The 18865-nt window shown below is 59.7% G+C and carries 16 protein-coding genes; 3 read left to right on the forward strand and 13 right to left on the reverse strand.

Annotation, left to right across the window (positions count from 1 at the left end):
- Positions 1-8 precede the first annotated feature (8 nt).
- Complete coding sequence (locus GHO41_RS04905) at positions 9-1157, forward strand: PQQ-dependent sugar dehydrogenase (protein ID WP_153433084.1); 1149 nt, start codon at positions 9-11, stop codon at positions 1155-1157.
- A 55-nt stretch (positions 1158-1212) separates the two neighbouring features.
- On the opposite strand, the gene eco is transcribed toward GHO41_RS04905, so the two are convergent.
- The gene (eco, locus tag GHO41_RS04910; RefSeq protein WP_048370392.1) at positions 1213-1695 is read right to left on the reverse strand and encodes a serine protease inhibitor ecotin; all 483 of its coding nucleotides are present in this window, start codon (positions 1693-1695) and stop codon (positions 1213-1215) included.
- Positions 1696-1930: 235 nt separating this feature from the next.
- On the opposite strand from eco, the gene pgm reads away from it, so the two are divergent.
- A complete protein-coding gene (gene pgm, locus GHO41_RS04915; protein ID WP_048370148.1) occupies positions 1931-3571 on the forward strand; it encodes a phosphoglucomutase (alpha-D-glucose-1,6-bisphosphate-dependent) in 1641 nt (546 codons plus the stop codon).
- Positions 3572-3642: 71 nt separating this feature from the next.
- Here the strand turns inward: pgm and GHO41_RS04920 are convergent, their stop codons facing one another.
- The 3 genes from GHO41_RS04920 to GHO41_RS04930 form a co-directional block, all read right to left on the reverse strand.
- On the reverse strand, positions 3643-4125 hold the full coding sequence (locus GHO41_RS04920) for a YbaK/EbsC family protein (RefSeq protein WP_048370150.1): 483 nt from the start codon (positions 4123-4125) through the stop codon (positions 3643-3645).
- Positions 4126-4205: 80 nt separating this feature from the next.
- Positions 4206-5216, reverse strand: a complete 1011-nt coding sequence (locus GHO41_RS04925) for an NAD(P)-dependent alcohol dehydrogenase (protein WP_048387862.1) — start codon at positions 5214-5216, stop codon at positions 4206-4208.
- Between the two features lie 54 nt (positions 5217-5270).
- Positions 5271-5567 (reverse strand): helix-turn-helix transcriptional regulator, encoded by a 297-nt coding sequence (locus tag GHO41_RS04930; RefSeq protein WP_048387864.1) that lies wholly within the window; start codon positions 5565-5567, stop codon positions 5271-5273.
- Between the two features lie 183 nt (positions 5568-5750).
- Between GHO41_RS04930 and hemB the strand changes: the two genes are divergently transcribed.
- The gene (gene hemB / locus GHO41_RS04935) at positions 5751-6725 is read left to right on the forward strand and encodes a porphobilinogen synthase (protein ID WP_048370157.1); all 975 of its coding nucleotides are present in this window, start codon (positions 5751-5753) and stop codon (positions 6723-6725) included.
- 58 nt (positions 6726-6783) lie between these two features.
- On the opposite strand, the gene GHO41_RS04940 is transcribed toward hemB, so the two are convergent.
- From GHO41_RS04940 to GHO41_RS04980, 9 genes are all read right to left on the reverse strand, one after another.
- Positions 6784-8400 carry an esterase family protein gene (locus GHO41_RS04940; RefSeq protein ID WP_256677215.1) on the reverse strand — a complete coding sequence of 539 codons (1617 nt, stop codon included), beginning with the start codon at positions 8398-8400 and terminating at the stop codon, positions 6784-6786.
- A gap of 7 nt (positions 8401-8407) precedes the next feature.
- Positions 8408-10786: a TonB-dependent receptor gene (locus GHO41_RS04945; protein WP_153433085.1), complete on the reverse strand. Its 2379-nt coding sequence runs from the start codon at positions 10784-10786 to the stop codon at positions 8408-8410.
- A gap of 69 nt (positions 10787-10855) precedes the next feature.
- Positions 10856-11818 (reverse strand): FecR domain-containing protein, encoded by a 963-nt coding sequence (locus GHO41_RS04950; RefSeq protein WP_153433086.1) that lies wholly within the window; start codon positions 11816-11818, stop codon positions 10856-10858.
- A complete protein-coding gene (locus tag GHO41_RS04955) occupies positions 11811-12341 on the reverse strand; it encodes an RNA polymerase sigma factor (protein ID WP_048387871.1) in 531 nt (176 codons plus the stop codon). The genes GHO41_RS04950 and GHO41_RS04955 overlap by 8 nt, the downstream gene beginning before the upstream one ends.
- 189 nt (positions 12342-12530) lie before the next feature.
- On the reverse strand, positions 12531-13307 hold the full coding sequence (locus tag GHO41_RS04960) for an energy transducer TonB (RefSeq protein WP_153433087.1): 777 nt from the start codon (positions 13305-13307) through the stop codon (positions 12531-12533).
- A gap of 69 nt (positions 13308-13376) precedes the next feature.
- Positions 13377-16307, reverse strand: coding sequence for a TonB-dependent receptor (locus GHO41_RS04965; RefSeq protein WP_153433088.1), 2931 nt, complete (start codon positions 16305-16307; stop codon positions 13377-13379).
- A 102-nt stretch (positions 16308-16409) separates the two neighbouring features.
- A complete protein-coding gene (locus tag GHO41_RS04970) occupies positions 16410-17369 on the reverse strand; it encodes a FecR family protein (protein WP_153433089.1) in 960 nt (319 codons plus the stop codon).
- Complete coding sequence (locus GHO41_RS04975; RefSeq protein WP_178110070.1) at positions 17362-17901, reverse strand: sigma-70 family RNA polymerase sigma factor; 540 nt, start codon at positions 17899-17901, stop codon at positions 17362-17364. Before GHO41_RS04975 ends, GHO41_RS04970 begins: the two co-directional genes overlap by 8 nt.
- Before the next feature lie 644 nt (positions 17902-18545).
- A complete protein-coding gene (locus GHO41_RS04980; protein ID WP_153433090.1) occupies positions 18546-18815 on the reverse strand; it encodes a short-chain dehydrogenase in 270 nt (89 codons plus the stop codon).
- Positions 18816-18865 lie beyond the last annotated feature (50 nt).

Consider the following 18865-nt stretch of genomic DNA (forward strand, 5'->3'; position numbering starts at 1 on the left):
ACTATCGGATGTTGAAAAAAACCGCATTGGCGACCTTTGTCGTTACCTCGATGTTTGCGTTGACGGCGAATGCCCAGACCGGGCAGGCGCAGACATTCAAGTCAGAGTTGGGCCCCGTCACCGCCACACCTGTGGTGCAGGGGCTTGACCATCCTTGGGCGCTGGCGTTTTTGCCCGATAAAAAAGGCATGCTGGTCACTGAGCGCCCCGGCCACCTGCGTTGGGTGAGCCCTGAGGGCAAGCTGTCGGAACCGTTGGCGGGCGTGCCCAAGGTCTGGGCCAAAGGGCAGGGCGGTTTGCTGGATGTGGTCTTGTCCCCGGACTTTGCCAACGATCGACTGGTTTACCTGTCATTCGCCGAAGAGGGCAAGGACGGCAACGCGGGCACGGCGGTAGGGCGTGGGCGTTTGTCCGATGACATGAGTTCGCTGAGCGACTTCAAGGTGATTTTCCGCCAGGAGCCCAAGCTCTCAACCGGCAATCATTTTGGCTCACGGCTGGTCTTTGATCGCGACGGTTACCTGTTTATCGCGCTGGGCGAAAACAACCAGCGTTCCACTTCACAAGACCTCGACAAGTTGCAGGGCAAAGTGGTGCGCATTTACCCGGACGGGCGCATCCCCGAGGACAACCCGTTTGTCGGGCAAAAAGGCGCCAGGCCCGAGATTTGGTCTTATGGCCACCGTAACCAGCAGGGCGCAGCCCTGAACCCCTGGACGGGCACACTCTGGACCCATGAGCACGGGCCAAAGGGCGGCGACGAAATCAACCTGATCGAGCGCGGTCAAAACTACGGCTGGCCACTGGCGACTCACGGCATTGATTACTCATCGAAGCCGATTCCGGAGGCCAAGGGCAAAGTGGTCGAGGGCACGGTTGCGCCGTATCACGTGTGGGAGAAGTCGCCCGGGATCAGCGGGATGACATTTTATGACGGTGAACGTTTCAAGCCTTGGCAGCACAATCTGTTTATCGGTGCCCTGGCGGACAAGGACGTGATCCGCCTACAGTTGGACGGGGACAAAGTAGTGCACGAGGAACGTCTGCTGGGTGGCTTGAAGGCGAGAATTCGTGATGTTCGCCAAGGGCCGGACGGTTACGTGTACGTACTGACCGATGAGGACAAGGGCGCGGTGTATCGCGTCGGCCTGGAGTAACCGAAGGGTCGGGCGAGCAGACGTATGCCTGCTCGCCTGAAGGCCTGTATAAAGCTTATTCAGCGGTCGCTTGCTTGATCTGTTTGGACGCGGACCAGATCCGGTAGCGCACTTCAACGCCCTTGGGCACGTAGAGCACAATCGGCAATTTGCTGTTGTAACGCAGCATAAAGCCATCGCCCACCACCGGCACAAAGTCGGGGTGCGGCTTGCCGTCAGGGCAGGCCATCATGGTGCTCAACGGGCCGCTGACCTTATCGAGGCGGTACATCGGATAGCCCCAGCCCTTGAGGGTTTTTTCTTGCAGCTTGCCGGTCAGCCGCTGCTGGTTGCAATCAACCTGGAGCGTCTTGCCGGCAATGATCTGGACCTTGTAATCCTCTTCGTTCTTTTGCGATGGCAGGCGAATGACCTGACGAGTGAAACCCGCATCGGCTTTAGGGTAGGGTGCTACATCTTCCAGTTTGGCGGCGTTGGCCACGCTGCACAGAGTACTCAACGAGAGGGTCAGGGCCGCGCTGATAACGAGTGGTTTCATGCTGCTTCCTTTTTCGAACTTAAACATACGCATCCGTAAACACATTGCAGACGCACCGGGATGAGGCAATTTTTGCCATGAGCGGGAACAGGATGCAAATTGTGCCGTCATATAAAGCAGAATTTGCTGACAGGACATAATTGATACGTTGTGTCAGGACAATTGCTTCGCGCCAATGTCGAAGTGCCAGTAAACTGCGGTTTTTCCTCCGAATCATTTCTTTTTGAGGTTTTGCATGACACTCAGTCCTCTTGCGGGCAAACCGGCTCCAGCTCAATTGCTGGTCGATATTCCGCGACTGGTGACCGCTTACTACACCGGTCAACCCGATGCAGCGATTGCCACCCAGCGAGTCGCTTTTGGAACATCCGGGCACCGCGGCAGCTCGTTTGAGCTGAGCTTCAATGAGTGGCATGTTCTGGCAATCAGTCAGGCCATTTGCCTGTACCGCCAGTTCAAAGGGATCAATGGTCCGCTGTTTGTCGGTATCGACACCCACGCCTTGTCCACCCCTGCGGGTGCCAGCGCGCTGGAAGTTTTCGCCGCCAATGGTGTCGACACCATGATCGCCGCGAACGATGAATACACCCCGACGCCTGCCATTTCCCACGCCATTATTTGCTACAACCGTGGCCGCACTTCCGGGCTGGCTGATGGCGTGGTGATTACGCCTTCGCACAACCCGCCGGAAAGCGGCGGTTTCAAGTACAACCCGCCTAACGGTGGCCCGGCCGACACCGATGTCACCAAGTGGATCGAAGCCAAGGCCAACGAACTGCTGGCCGCCAAGCTCGCCGGTGTCAAACGCATCAGCTACGAGCAGGCGCTCAAAGCCAGCAACACGCACCGCCACGACTACCTGAACAGCTATGTCGCAGACCTCAAAAACGTCATCGACATGGACACCCTGCGCGGTGCCAACTTGCGTTTGGGCGTAGACCCGTTGGGCGGTGCCGGTGTGCGTTACTGGTCGGCAATCGGCGAGCACTACGGGTTGAACCTTGAAGTGGTCAACACCTCGGTCGATCCAACGTTCCGCTTTATGTGCGTGGACTGGGATGGCCGTATCCGCATGGACCCATCCTCCAGCCACGCAATGCAAGGGCTGATCGGCCTTAAAGAGCGTTTTGACGTGGCTTTCGCCTGTGACCCGGACCACGATCGCCATGGCATCGTGACCCCGTCTGGCGGCCTGTTGGCGCCTAACAACTACCTGGCGGTGGCCATTGACTACCTGTTCCAGAACCGTCCGCACTGGCGTGCTGATGCGGCGGTGGGTAAAACCGTGGTCAGCAGCGGTTTGATTGACCGTGTGGCTGCGCGTCTGGGTCGTCGCCTGTACGAAGTGCCGGTCGGCTTTAAATGGTTTGCCGATGGCCTGTTTGACGGCTCGCTGGGCTTTGGTGGTGAAGAAAGCGCCGGGGCTTCGTTCTTGCGTCTGGATGGCACGGTGTGGTCGACGGACAAGGACGGCTTGATCCCTGCGCTGCTGGCCGGCGAGATGACCGCTCGTACAGGCCGCGATCCTTCGCAGCTGTATCAGAAAATGACTGAAGACCTCGGTTTGCCGTTCTCGACCCGTGTCGACGCCAAAGCCACCCCGCAACAGAAAGCCCTGCTGGGCAAGCTGTCGCCGGAGCAAGTCAAGTCGACGACTTTGGCGGGCGAAGCGATTACCCAGATCCTCAGCCATGCACCGGGCAATAATCAGCCAATCGGTGGGCTCAAGGTAATGACCGAGAACGGCTGGTTTGCTGCACGCCCGTCGGGCACCGAAGACATCTACAAGATCTACGCTGAAAGCTTTGTCAGCGACGAGCACCTCGGCCGTCTGGTCGCAGAAGCTCAAGTGCTGGTTGATAACGCCATCGCGTAAGCATCAGTACCTGTAAAAAAGGCTGGCCCCGCAAGGGTCCAGCCTTTTTTACAGCCTGGAGCAGGCTCGTGCTACACCGCGCACGGTGCCTCAAGTTCCTGACACACGTCCACCCACTGGGCATTCACCAGTTGTGCCATACGGGTCGGGCTGATGCGCACGGCCGAGTTCGTAGTGCCAGCGGCGGGCATGACTTCGCTGAACGCCTGCAGAGAAATATCGCAATACACCGGCAGGTCAGTGGCCAGGCCGAACGGGCAGACGCCGCCCACCGGGTGGCTGGTCAGTGCAACCACTGTCTCGGCATCAAGCATCTTGGCCTTGCTGCCCAGTGCGTTCTTGATCTTCTTGTTATCAATACGCGCATCGCCACGGGCCACCAGCAATACATTCTGCTCACCCACGCGAAAGGCCAGGGTCTTGGCAATTTGCCCCGGTTCAACACCATGGGCTTCAGCCGCCAAGGCAACGGTCGCGGTGCTGGTGGCCAATTCGATGATGTGCAAGTCAGGGGCGTTGGCAGTGAAGAAAGCGCGTACGGATTCAAGGCTCATAAGGTTCTGCTCGCTGGGCAAAACCTCGAATCTAGTAAAGCCGGAGGCGCACTGTCAATGCGCCATCCGGTAGAGGCGGGTCAGATGTCCAGGACAATCTTGCCGAAATGCTGATTGGTTTCCTGGTATTTGAACGCGTCAACAATCTCGCTCAGCGGGAAGTGGCGATCAATAATCGGGCGCATGCCAGCGGCATTGATTGCACGGACCATGTCTTGTTGCTGAGTGCGGCTGCCAACCAGTACGCCTTGCAGGCGCACTTGCTTGACCAGCGCAGGCACGAAGTTCATGGCGCCCGAGACGCCGCTCAAGATACCGATCACCGAGATATGACCGGCCACGCGCACGGCAATCATCGACTGCTCAAGCGTTGATGGGCCGCCAACTTCAATCACGTGGTCGACACCACGGCCGCCGGTCAATGCGCGTGCTGTTTCGCCCCAATTAGTGTCTTTGCGGTAGTTGATCACGTGGTCCGCGCCCAGCGCTTTAAGGCGCTCAAGCTTTGCGTCGCTGGAGGAGGTCGCGATCACGGTGGCACCGGCCATTTTGGCGAACTGCAGGGCGAAAATAGACACGCCACCCGTGCCTTGTACCAATACCGTATCGCCCGGTTTGAGCGAGTCATCGGCCATCAGTGCGCGCCAGGCGGTCAGCCCGGCCGTGGTCAGTGTTGCAGCCTCTGCGTGGCTGTAGCCGACAGGGGCGAGGGTGAAAGCGGTGGCCTTGGCGGTTACTTTCTCACGGGCATAACCGTCAATACCGTCACCGGGCACAGTGACGAAACCTTCAACCAGCGGGGTGCCGTCAATCCATTCAGGGAAGAAGGTGCTGACCACGGAGTCGCCGACCTTGAACTCGCTGACACCAGCGCCAACAGCGACCACTTCGCCCGCGCCGTCGGCCATCGGAATGCGTTGCTCAGTAGGGCCCCACATGCCGCTCACGACCGCGAAGTCATGGTAGTTCAGTGAGTTGGCGTGCAGGCGCACGGTGATTTCGTCATTCGCCGGCGCGCGCACGTCGCTGCTGCCGACCACTACATTTTGATAGCCGCCGCCAGGTTGGACGAAAATGGTTTTGTTGCTCATGGGGCTTCCTCATGTTTTTACATTCCGCGAAATAACGAAATGATTGGTTAAAAATTACAACTCGATTTTCAGCCTAGCTGCAAAGTCAGCAATCGCCTGTTCATTGCGCCGATAGTAGGTCCACTTGCCGATGCGCGTGGTCAGCACAAAGCCTGCACGTTGCAAAATCGCCAAATGGGCAGACGCGGTAGAAGGGGACAACCTGGCCTTGTGCTGCAAATGTGTCACGCAGACACCAATCGCAGGATCACCATGGTCCTGGGGCGGGAAATGCGTGAGAGGGGCTTTGAGCCACTGCATCATTTGCATGCGGGTGTCATTGCCCAAGGCTTTAAGCTGTTCGAGAATCATGGGCAGCGATATTACGCTTTTTAACGAAATGATCAACCGGTCATGGCCCGCGACAACGGGACGCAGGCAGGCCGCAAGTTTTGCAATTGCAGGTTCATTCCTGTATTTGTTTCGCCATCGAGCCTGGGTCAAGGCTCTACTGTTTTGCCGTTCGTTTTATGAACCTGCCCTTCAGGAACCATGATGCCTAACCAGTTCCCCTCTGTTCGTCCCCGTCGTCTGCGCCGTAACCAAACCTTGCGCGATATGTTCCAGGAAACCGAATTCAGCTTGAACGACCTGGTGCTGCCGATTTTCGTCGAAGAAGAAATCGACGACTTTGTGCCCATCACCAGCATGCCGGGCGTGATGCGTATTCCTGAGTCGAAATTGGCAGGCGAGATTGAGCGGTATGCTCGCGCGGGTATCAAGTCGGTGATGGCGTTCGGTGTGTCGCACCACCTGGACGCGACGGGCAGCGATTCCTGGCGTGAGGATGGCCTGGTTTCGCGTATGGCGCGGATCTGCAAGGACGCCGCCCCGGAAATGATCGTGATGAGCGATACCTGCTTTTGCGAGTACACCTCTCACGGCCACTGCGGCGTGATGCACGACCACGGCGTAGACAACGATGCGACCCTGATCAACCTGGGCAAGCAAGCCGTTGCTGCCGCTGCTGCTGGCGCCGACTTCATTTCGCCTTCGGCCGCCATGGACGGTCAGGTGCAAGCGATTCGCTCTGCGCTGGACGCGGCCGGCTTTATCGACACCTCGATCATGGCCTACTCCACCAAGTTTGCGTCGGCACTCTACGGCCCGTTCCGTGAAGCGGGCGGCAGTGCCTTGAAAGGTGATCGCAAGTCTTATCAGATGAACCCGATGAACCGTCGCGAGGCCATCCGCGAGTCGTTGCTCGACGAACAGGAAGGCGCTGATGTGCTGATGGTGAAACCGGCTGGCGCGTACCTGGACATCATTCGTGATGTTCGCGAAGCCTCGCGTCTGCCGTTGGCGGCTTATCAGGTCAGCGGTGAGTACGCGATGATCAAGTTCGGCGCCCAGGCCGGTGCCATTGATGAAGCCCGCGTGGTACGTGAAACCCTCGGCTCGATCAAACGTGCCGGCGCCGACATGATCCTCACCTACTTTGCGATGGACCTTGCCCTGCAAGGCATTTGATTTAGCTGAGAGATGACGGCCTGCGATCTTTTGATCATCAAAAGATCGCAGGCCTTTATTACCTCAACGTAACCGGAACACACGCCTCGGGTGTCTCGGGGCTCTTGCCTATCAAGCTGATCAAGCCGCACGCCAGTGAACCCCGCCATTGCAGGTAATCGTGGCCGCTGGCGTATTCAACGTGTTCAACCGGGTAGCCCTTGGCCTGCAAGACATTGCGCAGTTGGCGGTTGCTGTCGAGTATCCCGGCACCCGGCGAACCTGATTTGTCTTCAAACAAACCCGCCTGCAAATAAAAGCGCAACGGTAGCCGCGGGCTGGCCGCGTATTGGCGGGCGAGCCATTGGTCTTCAGTGTTTGGCGGGCTCCACCAGTACGAGCCGGACAAACTCAGCACATTGCCAAACAGTTCCGGGTGTTGCAGCCCAAGCCAGGCCGAGGCCAGCCCACCATAGCTGGAGCCCGCGACCACTGTGTGTCTGGCGTCAGTGGCCAGGCCTTGTTGCTTGGCCCACGGCATCAGCTCTTGTGCCATAAACCGGGCGAAATCCGCGTTGGGCGGCAGCTCCACAGGGCGGGTTTCATCGCTCGGGTTGGCAATGATCAACGCTGCGGTGGGCGGGATCAGGCCGTCGACAATCAAGTTGTCGAGAATCGTCGGCGTGGGCACTTGGCGCGTGTACGCGTGAGCATCGAACAGCACCAGCAAGCCCGGTTGCTGGTCGATGTTTTTCCAACCCGCCGGGCGATAGACGTAAACATCGCGGGTGTTGCCCAAAATCTCGCTTTTCAGGGATTCGCGCTCAACGGTGCCGGGGGCCACGTGCGCGCGTTTGTTCAGCCAGGGTTGAGGCGGGGCATCAGGCAGTTCCATGACCGAGCGGGTCAGGCTCGGCTCATATTTCTGGTTGCCGAAGCTGTGCGGGTTAAGCGGGTCGCGCTGAGCCGTGGCCAAGAGGGTCCGTCGATCGCCGGCCTCTGGTACGTCAGGGGCCAATTGATAGCTCAAGCGGGCGCTGGACGGCACCCGGTACGTGGCGTACCAGACGTCGCTGTCGCCCAGGCGCTGTAAGGCATCGTGGCCGCCGGAAGGCGAGCCGAACAGCCGCACATTTTGCCGGGCCCCGCGCCACAAAAACGTGACCAGACGCTCGTTGGGGCTGTCAGCCAGCGCTTCAACCAGTGGCGTGCCTTGTTGCTCGCGGTCTTTCCAGAACGCTTGCGTGGTGGCGCCCTGTTTCAGTTGCTCTGCCAATTGGCCCAAGGCCGGGCTGAGCAGGGCGGCCGGGGCGCGCTGTTGTTCGCTCAGCGCCAGTACCTGGCTCAAGGTGAGGGTGAACTCGGCCTGTGGGCGCGTCGCCAATTGTTCAGCGCGCAGCAGGTACTGGCCATCTTCGCGGGCAACGAACATAAAGTCCCGCGACAGGTCCGCGCCATCCACCAGCAGGCGCAGCGGATTACCCCGCGCGTCAAGCAGGCGCAGGCTGACATCGCCTGCCACCTTGCCCTGGACCAGATCACCGGCCTTGAGATCCAGGCTCCAGCTGGGCTGCAGGGTTTTGGCAACACTTGCGCGCACGCTTTGGCCCTGGCTGAGCGGTTCGACCGCCAGGGCTGACGCGCAGGCCATGGCGCTAAACAGGCAACCAAGGCTCCAGCGATTGAATGGACTCATGCTCACCTCAGAAGTCGATGCTGGTAGAGAGCTTCAGCGTGCGCGGTTCACTGACCGTAGCGAAGCCATCGTTGAACACGCCTGCCCAGTAGGAACGGTTTTCGACGTTCTCCAGGCTGGCGCGGAACACTACGTCTTTGCTCAGGATGCGCGTGCTGTAACGCGCACCCAGGTCATAACGGGTCCATTGCGGGATTTTCAGGGTGTTGGCGTCATTCAGGTATTGCGAGCTGCTGTGAATGACCAGTGTGTTCAGGGTCAAGCCTTCGACCCACGGTGTGTCCCACTCGGCACCCAGGTTGGCCGACCACTTCGGCACGCCACGTGCGGTGTTGCCGTCCAGCGCGCCGTTAGCCGTGCGGGTCAGCTCGGCGTGGGTGTAAGTGACGCCGCCCAGCAGTCGCACCGAAGGAATGATCGAACCGAACATGTTCCATTCCACACCACGGTTACGTTGCTTGCCGTCGTCGCTGTAGAGGTTGCTGGCCTTGTTGAGGATCAGGCTGGGTTTCTCGATCTGGAACGCACTCAACGTATGGGTGAACGTGCCCAGGTCCCATTTCACACCGGCTTCCACTTGCTTGGCTTTATACGGTTCGAACTGATCGCCGTAGTTGGCCGCTGTCACGTCGCCGACGGTGTTGCCCTGGTTCAGGCCTTCGATGTAGTTGGCGTACAACGACACGGGCACATCCCAGGGTTTGATCACCAGGCCCACCGCCGGGGTGATGGCTTGCTCATCGTAGGTTTTTGGCTTGCTCATCTGCTGGCGCACCCGTTGTGAACGAGCTCCCAACGTTAGCAGCACTTTGTCATCAGCGAAGGCCAGGGTATCGGCAACGGCAAAGCTGGAGAGAGTGTTGTCACCGGTTTTCGAGTTGGAGCCCGTGTGCCCGGCAATAATCGGCTTGCCAGGGTGGTAGATGTTGCTCGGGTAGCGCGCGCCGGTCACGGTGGGCGCCCGGCCAATGTTCTGGTGCAACAGGCTGGCGGTGAACACCAGCTTGTGGTCGATGGGGCCGGTGGTCACATGCCCGCGAATACCGGCCTCGTAAGCGGTACTGGCGGTATAACCGGCCTGGTTGTAGGTTTCGCCGGTAGCGTCGCCCTTGTCATTGTTGACCCGCAGGCGGGTGCCGTTGAGAAAACCCTGATAGCGGCTTTTCGAGCTGCCGGCGCTGGCGAAGGTTGTCCAGTCGTCGTTGAGTTCATATTCGCCGCGCACAATCACGGCCTTGCTGATCTGCTTGGCGCTGATGCCTTTGAGGATGTTGGTGTCAGCTTTCGGCGCCTTGAGCACATGGCCAATGTCGCTGAAGCCGACCATCATCGGGCTGCCGTTGATGGCGCGCTCGTGGGTTTCATAAGCGTCCAGTGCGAGCTTCCAGCCGTCGCCACGATAATCCATGGCCAGCGAGGTGAGCGTGCGTTCCTTGGACTGTTTGTCGACGCCGGTGTCGCCGTCGCCGTACACGCCGTTAAAACGAATGCCAAAGCGCTGTTCGTCACCCAGGCGACGGCTGAAATCCAGGTGCTCGGCAAAATAGCCGTCAGACACATAGCTTGTGGTCAGGCGGGTCAGCGGTTTTTCCCCGGCGCGTTTGGGCACCAGGTTAATCACGCCGCCCACGCCACCGCTGGGTGCCATGCCGGACAGCAGGGCGCCCGGGCCTTTGAGCACTTCGACGCGGTCCAGAAATTCGGTCGGCACGTGGCCGTCCGGGGCCATGCCGTACAAGCCATTGAGTGCCAGCTCTGCCGAGTCGAGGGAAAAACCACGGATCATGAAGTTCTCATACGCGTGACCTTCGCCGGTGCTGAAGCGGATCGACGGGTCGTTGCGCAGGACGGCTCCCACGGTGCCGCTTTGCTGGTTTTCGATGGTTTGCGCGGTGTATGAGGTGATGTTGAACGGCGTGTCCATGATCTGGGTATCGCCCAGCAGCCCCAGCCGGGCACCGGTGGCCACCTGGCCGCCGCTGTAGGCTTCAGGCAAGTCACTGGCGCCCAGGCCGGCACCGTTGACCCGGGTTTCACCCAGGTTCAGGGCGCCGTCAATCTGTGCCTGGCGCAACACGATTACACCGTTTTCTTCGCTGGCAACCAGCCCGGTATTGTCCAACAAGTGCTGTAAGGCTTCGTGCAGGGTGTACTGACCATTCAGTGGCTGTGCACTGCGCCCGGCGAGCAATTGGCTGTCGGCGGCGATGGCGACGCCCGCTTCACGGGCCAGGGTATGAACCGCAGCCTCCAGCGGCTGTGCGGGCAGGTTCAAGTTGAGCGGCGTGTTGCTGCCCGCCAGAGCGGTCCCGGCGCCGAACAGCAGAGAGCACGCCAGTGCCAGGCGGCTCAGTGGGGCGCGGTAAGGGGAGGCGTAATGCGACATGGTCAGTCCTGACTCGAGTGTAGTTATGGGTGAAGACGGACCTCGGCGCGTTTACCCCTCAAAAATAATTCAACGCAATTGCACATAGAGCTCACCGGCCTTGTTGACCACTTGCACGGGCAGGATTCGCGGCAGCGTTTGCAGCAGCATCTGCGGTTTATCGCTGGGGAAACTGCCGGTCAGGCGCAAATGCGCGGCGTCGGCGCTGACCCGCACAGGGCGGGCTGCGTAAGCGTTGTACTCAGCGAGCACTTCGGACAGCGGCGCATCGGTGTATGACCACCAGCCTTTGCGCCAGTTTTCAACATCAGGCCCGGCCTGGCGGTGCGGATTGAGCGCGATCACCTCGCCTTGGGCATTGAGGCTGACGTGCTGCCCGGCGGTGAGGATTTTCGCTTCCCCCTTGAGTTCTTGCACATGCACCCGGCCGCGGGCCACCGCCACCTGAATACAGCCGCCACGGTCGCTGACACTGAACGCCGTACCCAGCACCTTGATCTGGCCCAGTCGGGTATTGATGACAAAACTGCGCAAGGTTTCGTGGGCCACGTCGAAATACACGTTGCCGTGCAGCAGCATCACCTGGCGTTGAGCGTGGTTGAACTCAACGCGTAGGTTGGATTCGGCGGCCAGCAGCAGTTCGCTGCCATCGGGCAAGGTGACCGGCCGCGACGGCTCGGCGTGTTCAGTCAGTAGCGACTGTGTGAAAGGTCTGGTTTCGCGCCACAACCAGCTCAACCAGCCCGATGCGCCGATTACCGCCAGCAGCCCGGTGCCCTGGCGCAGCAGGCGGCGACGGCTCAGGTTGACCGGCTGCGACTGCACCGTGCCGCGCAACTGTGGCGTCAACCGATGGATCATTTGCCAGCGCCGCTCGGCCTCAAGCCAGGCATGCTCGTGTTCACTGCTTTGGCTGCGCCAGCGCGCCAGTTGCTTGTGGGCCTGCTCCACCCGCAAAGGGTCATCGCTATTGAGCTTGGCCAGGTACGTCAGTGCCTGTTGCACCTTGCGCGCAGAGAGTGGCTCAGACATGGCGGCAAGCCAGGCTCAGTTCAGACAGATCAAACACGGCCCGGGCGATGTGCAATTCAACTGACTTGGCCGACAGCCCAAGCTCCTCGCACACCTGGCGATGGCTACAGCCCTCCAGCCGCACCCGCACAAACACCTCACGGCGCAGACGCGGCATGCGCTCGATGCGTTCGATCAAATGCTGCAATTGCTCGCGGGCAATGACGATTTCTTCAACGGTGGGGCTCAGCACATCGAGCCGGCTCATCCAGTCATCCAGCGCTGCAATCTCGCTGCTGTGGCGGCGATATTGATCGATGCACAGATTGCGCGCCGCCTTGAACAACAGCGCCCGAGGATTGGCCACCGGGCTGTTCAACGCATGGGCATAGGCCTGGGCGAAACTGGACTGGGCAATATCCGCCGCATCGTCAGGGTTGCGCAAACGCCCGCACAAATAGCGGCGCAGCTCGGTGTAGCTGGCCAACAGATCGTCGACCACTGCGTTCAAAGAGGATGTGCAAGACGGGGTAAGGAATGACATGCAGAGCCGCTGGAGAGAGATGCTAATAGGAATTCGTATCATTCTCACATATGTGTAACTCTTTGTGCCAGCGTGTAATCGTGCCCCCAAGCCCGGTGGGAGCGGGCTTGCTCGCGATACGTACAACCCGGTGCGCCTGTTGACGCTGTGTCGAACCCATCGCGGGCAAGCCCGGCTCCCACAAAAGCTCTATTTCGAAAACACCACCGGTACTGTGAACCGCAGCTTGCTGCCTTCTGGCGGTCGCGGTACGGGCGAGGCGCGGTTGATCATGTCCAGGGTGGCGTTATCCAGTTCGCTAAAACCTGCTGAACGCACCACCGTGGCGCTTAGCACCTTGCCATTGCTGTCGATCTCAAATCGCAAGTAGGCCACGCCCCGGTCACCCCGATCGCGGGCGTTTTGCGGGTAACGTTTGAAGCGCTCCAGGTGTGCCAGCAACTGCGCTTCCCATTGCACTTTCAACGCCGGATCAGCAGCGCCGCGCGAGGACTCTGCCGCCGCAGTGGTCGCCGCCTTTTGCGCGTCAAGTTTGGGCGGGGCGGTGGTGGTCGACACCGCCGGCTGTTCTTCCTGCTTTTTCGGCGGCGCCTGAATCTCCGCTCCCTGCTGCGGTGCGCTTTGATACGTACCGTGGGCGGTGTCCTTGAAGGGCGATTTGGCCTGTTTGGCCGGTGACGGTTGCGGGGTGGGCGTGACTTTTTTTACCACCTCTTTGGGCGGTTTGGCCGATGGCGTGCTGATCTGTTTTTGCATCAGTTTGTCAGGCGCCACTTGCAGGTCTTGTTCGACCACTTGTGCCACGGGCACGGCGGCCAGCTCGATCATCATCGCCGCCGGTGCTGCCTCGGCCGAGGGAATCGGTGAACTGTGCAACAGCCAGACGGTGATGCCCGTGTACACGCTCAGGGTGATCAGCGTGGCCACGCTCCAGAGCGCCTTGCGCGATTGGTTCAGGTAGGTCATGAGCTCATCAATAGTAATCAACGTAAAACGGGACGCCCGTGGGCATCCCGTGTTTTAACCGCAATCAGGTCAGAACTTGACCGTCAGGCCTGTGCGCAGTGTGCGCTCCGGTGCAGGCATAAAGCTTTGTGCCAGCGGGTCGAGGTAGTACACGTTGGTCAGGTTTTGCACGCCGAAGTCGATCTGCGTGCCCTTGTAGATTTCGTAGCTGGCAAACAGGTCGAAAATCGCTGACTTGCGGTAGTAGATCTGGTTGGTGGTAATGCCATCGTTCCACGGTTTGTTCAGCTTGGCGGTTGGTGCGCTGTTGTAGACCATGCGCCCACCGAGGACCAGATGGTTGTCAAACCAGCGTGTTCCGACCGTGGTGTTGACCGAGTACTTGGGCGGGTTTTGGGTGTTGGTATACGAACCCGGGAAACCGCCATCCACGCAGTTAGGCGTCGGGGTGCCGTCGTCGCGCAGTTTTTGCGCCAGGTCCGGCGCACAAGTTTTGGCGTTCAGGTAGTAGGTGGCGGACACGTCAGTGAACACGCGCCCCATGTCGTAGCTGGTCTGCAACTCGACGCCCTTGACCCTGAAGCTGTCAACGTTTTGCAGGTTGCCGGCGAAGATGTCCTGATAGTCGCGGGTGATGTAGTTTTCGATCTTGTTGTCGAAGTACGCCAGCTTGGCAGCGGCGCTGTCGCCGTCCAGGAACACGTCGTTCTTCAGGGTGCTGGCGCCCACTTCCCAGTTCTTGCTGCGCTCAGGTTTCAGGTTGGCACCGGGCACGGCCGCCGTGAACAAGCCCAGGGTGGACTCGAACAGGCTCGGCATGCGCACGCCTTCGCTGTAGTTGAGGTACACGAAGCTGCTGTCGTTGATGTCGTACTTCACGCCGAATGAAGGCGTGAAGGCATGGTCGCGACGTTCAATCGGCTTGGCATAGCTGTAGCTGGTGGCGAATTTCTTCATCTCGGTGTCATTGGCTTCGAAGTTATCGTAGCCGGTGTCACCCACCGTGCCTTTTTCGTACGGCGTGGCGTTGAGCGAGTCCTTGGTGAAGTTGCCTTGCTGGTCCGGGCGCCAGTACACATAACCGAAGCGGTCATTGCCTTTGTACAGCCATGTCCAGCGAACCGGGCGGTTGGCAAAGGTTGCGGGGCTGGCCAACTGGTTGTGGTCTTTGCTGTGGAACTCGCTATAGCGTCCGCCCACGGTAAAGGTCAACGGCTTGATCGGCGCCCATTGCAGCGAGCTCACCAGGCTGCCTTCCTGGCGGTCGCCGCTGCGGATAAAGCGGTTTTGTTCGAGGTCAGATTGCAGCACCGGCGAGTTGTCGTCCGGGCGCAGTTTTTCGTTCTGGTAAGAGGCGCCATAGTTCCAGGCGAATTTGCCGACCTGTGTGTCGAAACGCGAGGTGTTGCTCACGTCGGTGCCCCAGCGCAGGTCTTTACTGCGGTTGAGCAAAGCGTCCTGATAACCGTCCGGGCTCAATTGATCCGGCTCATCAGCCCCGCCAAACAAGGGTGTCACGGTACTCAAGCCGTTATAAGCCTTGCTCTGGGCCTTGGTCACCCAGGCGTTGGCGCTCAAGTCGATCAGCGGGTTGTCTTCCGGCTTGAAGGTGTAGCGTGCGGTGTAGGCGTTAATGCGCATGGAGCCGGGCTGCCACTGCGGCACAGTGCCGGTGGTGTTGCGGATGATGCGCGAGGGCATCACTTCGCCATATTCGCCATCGGTCCAGCGATAGGCCAGCTCAAGGGCCTGATCCGGTGACGGCTTGATGATGGTCTTAAGCAATACCGCTTTGGAGTCGGTGGAGGTGTTAAGCACTTCGTTGCCAGCTTTGAACACTTTGGCCGGGCCGTTGGCCTCTTCGGTTCTGTAGACGTACTTTTTGGTCGCCGGGTCCCAGCGACGCACTTGTTTGAACACCTGGTAATCCTTGAAGCCCTTTTTACCGGCGTAGTAGTTGCCGCTTTCGCGCTGGGTGTAGGCCGCGACAAAATCGATGGTTTCACTGGTGCTGGCAAACGCCGCGCTGCCCGAATGCGCCTGCGGGTCGAAAATGCTGTTGCTGCCTTTGCGCGGAGTAGCGTTGTACTCGTGTGGGCGGTCGACGCTGTTGCTGGAGATATCGCCCTTGAGACGGAAACCGGTGGTTTCGCCGTCCTTGAGGATGTCTTTGGGTTGCAGAGTTTTCATTTTCACCATGCCACCGATGGCGCCCGCTGCATCGGCGCCCAGGCTTGGGCCTTTATCGACGGTGATGTCGCTGATCAGGTCGGGGTCGATGTAACTGCGTTGTTGCATGCCGCCGTAACCGCGATAGGCGTCAATCGCTTGCTGGCTGCCGTCGATGGTTACCGGCACGCGGCTCTGGCCCTGAATGCCACGGATGTTCACGTCCAGCGCGCCGCCGTTGCGGGTGTCACCGGTTTGCACGCCAGGCACGCCCTTGAGAATGTCGGCCGGGGACGAGCCGCGAAAGCGGTTGATGGTTTCGCCGGAGATGTACACGCTGGAGCCCGCCTGGGTGTAAACCTGTGCGGCCGGGCCGGTCAAACGGCTGGTCTGGCCACCTTTGATGGTCACGGCGCCGAGCAGCTCAGATTCGTCCAGATCACCGTTCAGGCCGGTGTTGGCCTCGCTGCGCGGGCTGAGGATCAAGCTGCGCTGGCCGTCGATTTTCCAGCTGACCGGCGCATCGCCGAGCAACTGGCGCAAGGCCTGTTCGTTGCTGAAATTGCCGCGCACGGCAGGGGCTTGCAGACCATCTACCAGCCCGGCCGCCAGACCCAGTTGCAGATTGGCCTGACGCGCAAAAGCGCTGAGGGCGTTGGTCAGCGGCTGAGCCGGGATATCGAAGAAACGGGTAGCCTGATCACTCGGCAGCGCGTTGGCTTCTGCTGCCACCGCCGAGGGCGGCTGGAAAATCGCGCTGTTGATTGCCACACACAGTACGGCCAGCGCCACCGGTACTTTGGAGTGCGCAACGTGTGATCGGTTACCCATGCTTCATCGCCTTTCGTTTTGGTATTACGAGTCATTCGCAATACAAGGAGCTACAAAGACGAACACCTTCAGGATTTTTTTCAGTGATAACGAAAATATTTTTCATTTAGCTTTTTTGGCAGTGCTAATGACCGTGAGCAGAGGCGAGTACTGACGCACTTCACCGCCAATCGGCGCGACCAATGCTTGCAGCGCGCGTCGGGTATCGCGCATGTCGTACAGGCCGGTCACGCGTTTGTTGGCCAGGGCCGGATCATTAATCACGATCCAGCCGCGCTGGTAGCGGTCGAGTTGTTCCACCACCTGAGCAACGCGGGCGTTTTCAAAAAACTGCGCACCTTTGATCCAGCCCGCGACTTCATCGGGCATGACCAGAGATTGCGTGGCGTTGCCGGTGTTGCGGTCGATCCACAAACGCTGGCCAGCGCCCAGCCGGTACTGTTTGTTGACGCCGACAGTGCCGTCGCGCACCTCGACACTCAGGCCAGCTTGGCGCTGTGCCACGTCGAAGGCGGTGCCCAAGACCCTGATCACGGCTTCTTCGCTGCGCACTTCAAACGGTTTGCTGGCGTCATGCACCACGTCGAAAAACACTTCGCCCTGCACCAGCGTGACCTGGCGCTGGTGATCGTCGAAGCTCACGTTGATTGCGCTTTGCGGCGCCAGGGTCAGGCGGCTGCCGTCACTCAGGGTGACCTCACGGGTCTGCGCGGTCCCGGTGCTGTAATCCGCCCGCCAGTTCGGGCTCAGCACCAGCGCTGCGCACACCGCCAAGGCGCTGATGCAGGCGGCGGCCAACAGCGGCAGGCGTGGGCGCGGTTTAAGCGTTGTGACGTTCGCAGGCGCCTGTGGCCATTGTTGCCCGGTGCTTGGGGAGTGCGAACCGAGGGCTTCCCACGCACGATTGACCTGCGCCCAGGCTTCAAAGTGCTCCTCATGGCTGTGCAACCAGCGGTCGAACTCCTCGAAACGCTCGGGTTGCTGTTGCAGGTCCAGCAGCCACTGGCCGGCGTCTTCCAGGCTTTGTGCCGAGACAGTCCGGGGCAGGGGGGCGTTATGCATACGGGCGTTCCTTACTGTGCGCGCTGTGGCCAGAGTCGTGGGTGGCGACGCTTGAGGCCAGGTGAACGATGGCATCCTTGACCAGGCGATGAGCGCTGGAAAGCGAGATTTTGAGATGATCGGCGGTTTGCTGCAATGTGAAACCACCCAGGCGATGCATCTCCACAGCGATGCGCATTTGCTCGGGCAGGCTGGCCAGCGTAGCAGCAATACGGCTGGCGTCATCACTGTGCACCACCCGTTGCTCGGGCGACAACTCGTGACCGGGGCGCATCCATTGTGGCGGCGACTGCTGCTGACGTTTCTCTGCGGCCTGGCGGCGCACGGCGTCCAGGGCCAGATTACGGACGATGCGATACAGATACGCCACGGGTTGCTCGACGACCTCTTCAGTGCTGGCGCAAAAGCGCAAAAAGGCATCCTGCACCACATCTTCAGCGCGCGCGTGATCACCCACTACCACCTTGGCGTAGTTGATCAAAGCGACGCGATGCTCGAGATAGAGTTGCAGCCTGGCGTTGGAGTCGTTCACGGGTGAACTCAAAAGTGATGAGCCTGAAAGCGCGGCGACGTTAATTTAATTGAGAGTAATTATCAATACCGTTGTTTGTGTGGGAATACCCCACCTGCCACAAAACGGCTGCCCCGTCTTCGAATCCGCGCTATCGCGCAGCAAACAGGCCACCAAATATCTTCAGCATCCCCCAATCGGTTCCCTCTCCTTCGGGAGAGGGCTAGGGTGAGGGGGGCTCTTGATGTGAGTGCATATCCATTGCTGCGACGACGGACTTTTAGATCAAAAGATCGCGAGACAAGCTCGCTCCTACCGGTTTGTGGAGTATTTCAACGTCTTGAGCAAACCTGACCCGGTCACTGTAGGAGCGAGCTTGTCTCGCGATCTTGTGATCTGGCTTTTGATCTTGATCTACCCGCCCCTTCGGGAGGCCGTACGCCGGGGCAAGGCCTTTTTGGGTACTTTTGTGGCTGTTTGACAAAAGTGCCTCGCTGTAAGAGCGAAACCCGTAAAAAGCCGTTATGCATCGAATGGATATGTACACAAGAAAGCATTACGGCTTCGTCGCAGTGGCTCACCACCTCGATCGCAGCCTTCTGCAGCGACTACAGGCTTAGAAGATCAAAAGATCGCGAGACAAGCTCGCTCCTACAGTGACCGGGTCAGGTTGGTTGTAAGCGCCAGCCCAAAACGTTGAGCAGGTCGCAGCCGTCGCGCAGCAAAATCATGGCGGTGGTGGCGAGTTGTTTGAGGTCGAGGGCGTCGGCGTCCTGGACGTCGCGGCTGGAGAAGGTTTCCATCAATTGGGTTACCGCCAGTACGCGGGCGGCGGCGTTAGCGTGCAAGACGTCGAGCGGGGCGTTGCGGTCGATGAGCAAGGCGGGGATGGTGCAGTCGATGGCAGTAAGCGGGATGTACGCTGAATTAGTCATGGATGAATCTCTTAAATTTCACGGATTAAGCCATCTGTTTTCGTCGCCAA

This window comes from Pseudomonas sp. FSL R10-0399, from assembly GCF_009600165.1.
GTDB lineage: Bacteria > Pseudomonadota > Gammaproteobacteria > Pseudomonadales > Pseudomonadaceae > Aquipseudomonas > Aquipseudomonas helleri.